Here is a 4146-nt window from a genome sequence, read left to right on the forward strand (position 1 = left end):
ATAAAAAAGAAAACTAATTATATTTTAGATAATTTTCTTTTTAGTTTATATAAAAAAGAAAACTAATTAAATTAAAAAATTATTATATATTATTATAATACTTATATTATAATTTTTAAAAATTTAAAAGGTATGAAAAGATGATATATTCAACTGAAGTAGAGAATATGTGTCCTGTTGCTAAAGCAGCTAATCATGGACCAGCACCAATACCTGAAGAAGGTAAATGGGTGCAATCTAAAGAAATTAAAGATATTTCTGGTTTAACTCATGGAATTGGTTGGTGTGCACCTCAACAAGGTACTTGTAAATTAACATTAAATGTTAAAAATGGAATTATTGAAGAAGCATTAATTGAAACTGTTGGTTGTTCTGGAATGACTCATTCTGCAGCTATGGCTGGTGAAATTTTAGTTGGTAAAACAATTTTAGAAGCATTAAATACTGATTTAGTTTGTGATGCTATTAATACTGCTATGAGAGAATTATTCTTACAAATTGCTTATGGTAGAACACAATCTGCTTTTTCTGAAGATGGTCTTCCTATTGGAGCAGGTCTTGAAGATTTAGGTAAAGGTCATAGAAGTCAAGTAGGTACTATTTACAGTACTAAAAGTAAAGGTCCTAGATATCTTGAACTTACAGAAGGTTATATTACTGAATTAGGTTTAGATGAAAATAATGAAATTATTGGATATAAATATATCAATTTAGGACAAATGATTGATGATATTAAAGCAGGTATTGATCCTAAAGAAGCTATTGATAATGCAAGTGGTCAATATGGAAGATTTGATGAAGCTGTTAAAACAATAGATCCAAGGAAAGAGTAAAGGAAGAGGTAGTATGAGTTTATTCGAAGGTTATGAAAGAAGGATAGATCAAATTATTCCTGTACTTAATAAATATGGTATTAAAGATTTAGAAGAAGCTAAAGCTATTTGTGAAGAAAAAGGATTTAATCCATATGAAATTGTTAAAGAAGTTCAACCTATTTGTTTTGAAAATGCATGTTGGGCTTATACTGTTGGTGCAGCAATTGCAATTAAAAAAGGATGTACAAAAGCATCTGATGCTGCAAAAGCAATAGGTGAAGGATTACAATCATTTTGTATTCCTGGAAGTGTTGCAGATAATAGGAAAGTAGGTCTTGGTCATGGAAACCTTGCATCAATGCTTTTAAGTGAAGAAACTAAATGTTTTGCATTCCTTGCAGGACATGAAAGTTTTGCTGCAGCTGAAGGAGCTATTGGTATTGCAAATTCTGCAAATAAAGTAAGAAAAGAACCTTTAAGAGTTATATTAAATGGTTTAGGAAAAGATGCAGCTTTAATTATTTCAAGAATTAATGGTTTTACTTATGTAAAAACTGATTTTGATTATTTCACTGATGAACTTAAAATTGTTGAAGAAAAAGCATATTCTAAAGGTGAAAGATCAAAAGTTAAATGTTATGGTGCAAATGATGTAAGAGAAGGTGTAGCTATTATGCACCTTGAAGATGTTGATGTTTCTATTACTGGTAATTCAACAAATCCTACTAGGTTCCAACATCCTGTAGCAGGAACATATAAAAAAGAGTGTATGGAAAAAGGTAAAAAATATTTCTCAGTTGCTTCTGGAGGAGGAACTGGAAGAACACTTCACCCAGATAATATGGCAGCAGGACCAGCTTCTTATGGTATGACTGATACTATGGGAAGAATGCATTGTGATGCACAATTTGCAGGTTCTTCATCTGTACCAGCTCATGTTGAAATGATGGGATTAATTGGTATGGGTAATAATCCTATGGTAGGTGCTACTGTTGCTGTAGCAGTTGCTGTAGAAGAAGCTATGAAATAAATTCATAGCTTATCTTTTTATTTTGGAATTAATTTTTTTAAATAGTTATTAGCTATTTATCGTTTTTATTTTTTATTTAGTTTTTATTTTCTATTGTAGTTTTTGTTTTTTTAGTTTTTATTTTTAAAATTTATTCAAATTTGATATTGTCTACTGTATTTACTAGTTTTTCTGCTAAATCATAGGTTTTACTCATTGGTTCATATGAAAATGTTTTATAAACTATTGTTGGAATTCCGCTTTCAACAATTGGTAAAGTCATATATGGTGGACTAGTACGATATTCTGGTGCATAATATACTATTTCATCTATTTTATCAAGTAAAATATTCATATATTTTTCAGATTTTTCATCAAATCCTGGTGCAAATACAAAATTACTTTCTTCATATTTTCCAGGTACTACTTTTCCTTTGTTTCCATGAATATCTATTGCAAAATCATATTTTTTACTTGTAACATCAGGTACAACAAATTCTTTTGCTAATTTTTGACCATCCATACGTCCTTCTGTTTCTTTATCAAGTTCTTTTTTAACATTAATATTATAAATGTAATATTTATAATTTAAATTATCTTCTTTACTTAAAATTGTATCAAATAATGCTCTATGGGATTTACTTTCTAATGGGTGCATACCAATTAAATAAGCTATTTTTATATCTGAATTCTTATTACCATATGGACCATGAATATGTACTGTTCCTCTTTCATTTTCTCCAATTAATTTACTATTATATTCTTCTGAATTTACTTTTGCAATATCTGTAGGCTCTTGTGGATAATCTTTAAACATTTTATCACTTTTTTAAATATTTTTTATTAATTTTAATTTTTATTTTTAAGTTTTATTTTTTTATTTTTTTTATTAATTTTAATTTTAATTTTAATTTTTATTTTTAAGTTTTATTTTTTCATTTTTTATTTTTTAAATTTATTTTAACTCTTTAAATCTTATTAAATGCTTTTAGTTTTTATATTTTAAAAATTAGTAATATTTTTCTTTTTTTAATAAGTTTTTAGTTTCTTTCCAATTTGGATAAAATTGATTCATAAGATTTTTAAAGTCTTTTCCATGATTTGGAATATATAAATGTGTTAATTCATGAATAAGTACATATTTTAAACATTCTGGAGATTTTTTACATAGTTGTAAATTTATCCAAATCCTTTTCTTTTGTACATTGCAGGTTCCCCAGCGGGTTTTCATATTTTTTACTCTCCATTCATTTGGACGTTTACCTACAATTTTTATACATGTTTCTAGAATCTCAGGAATCTTTTGTTTAATTTCTTCCCTATACCATTCAATCATTGTTTTTTGTCGGTTTTCAAAACTAGAATTTTCTTTTACTGGTAAGTAAATTTTATTATTATCTATAAAAACATTATTATATTTCTTATTTTTCTTTATAATTTGAAGAGTATATGGTTTTCCCCATAGATAATGTGTTTCTCCAGTAATATATTTAATTTGTCTTTTTTTAGCTTTTTCTGATTCTTTAATTACTTTTTCTTGTTTATTTTTTATCCAATCAGATTTTGAATTTGCAAATTTTATAATGTCTTTTTGAGAAATAGATAAAGGTGCAGATATTTTAATTTCTCCATTAGGAGGTAAAACACGTAAATACATGTTTTTTATCTTTTTCCTTTCAATGGTTATTGGTATATTATTAATTTCTATTTTGCTTTTCATTTAATCACAAAATTTTAAAAAAAGTTAAAAAAATATAAAAAAATTTTAATTTGGGTGTTTTCTTTTTCCTTTACTTAATGTATAATTTGGTATAAATGTTGATGTTTTCTTAATGTTTTTTAAATCTCCTCTTTTTCTACATCTTGATTCTTGAAGTAGTAAGATTTTATGATCATAATATTTAGGTAATAAACTATCTTTAGCATCTATTAGTCCTCTGTATCTTACATCAATTTCACCAGTATCTCCGATGTTAAATGTTAATAATTCTGTTTGGTTAAAATCTTCAAAAAACATTTCTAATTCGATTGTTTTGTACATTGGTGCTTTATAATGAATTATCATCATATCGTCAGATCTTGTTTGTACTTTAACATCATTTTCTTCTAGTTTTAATGTTTCCCCAGAAAAATCTTTTTTAATAGTTAAATATGAACTTATTTCTGATTCTGTCATAATTTCACCTTTTTTAGATTATTCTTTTTTTATAAAATCTGAATAAATATATGCTTTTTATATATTAGTATAAAAAGTAAAATTCATTGTTTTTAAATCTTTCAACAATCTTAGTTCTTAATAATAAATATTATATTTTTATATAT

The 4146-nt window shown here is 25.7% G+C and carries 5 protein-coding genes; 2 read left to right on the forward strand and 3 right to left on the reverse strand.

The genetic code is table 11. From position 1 onward, the window contains the following. Positions 1–140: 140 nt before the first annotated feature. Both BGI41_RS06925 and BGI41_RS06930 read left to right on the forward strand, forming a co-directional pair. Positions 141–833, forward strand: coding sequence for an iron-sulfur cluster assembly scaffold protein (locus BGI41_RS06925; RefSeq protein ID WP_088539834.1), 693 nt, complete (start codon positions 141–143; stop codon positions 831–833). 13 nt (positions 834–846) lie between these two features. Further along, positions 847–1845, forward strand: coding sequence for a GGGtGRT protein (locus BGI41_RS06930; RefSeq protein WP_088539836.1), 999 nt, complete (start codon positions 847–849; stop codon positions 1843–1845). A gap of 130 nt (positions 1846–1975) precedes the next feature. Here BGI41_RS06930 and BGI41_RS06935 read toward each other — a convergent pair whose 3' ends face one another. The 3 genes from BGI41_RS06935 to BGI41_RS06945 form a co-directional block, all read right to left on the reverse strand. Further along, positions 1976–2641, reverse strand: coding sequence for an adhesin (locus BGI41_RS06935; RefSeq protein WP_088539838.1), 666 nt, complete (start codon positions 2639–2641; stop codon positions 1976–1978). A 192-nt stretch (positions 2642–2833) separates the two neighbouring features. Further along, on the reverse strand, positions 2834–3544 hold the full coding sequence (locus BGI41_RS06940) for a M48 family metallopeptidase (RefSeq protein ID WP_088539840.1): 711 nt from the start codon (positions 3542–3544) through the stop codon (positions 2834–2836). Between the two features lie 45 nt (positions 3545–3589). After that, on the reverse strand, positions 3590–4000 hold the full coding sequence (locus BGI41_RS06945; RefSeq protein ID WP_088539842.1) for a hypothetical protein: 411 nt from the start codon (positions 3998–4000) through the stop codon (positions 3590–3592). Positions 4001–4146: the final 146 nt, after the last annotated feature.

The sequence above is a fragment of the Methanobrevibacter sp. 87.7 genome, assembly GCF_002208625.1.
Taxonomy (GTDB): Archaea; Methanobacteriota; Methanobacteria; order Methanobacteriales; family Methanobacteriaceae; genus Methanarmilla.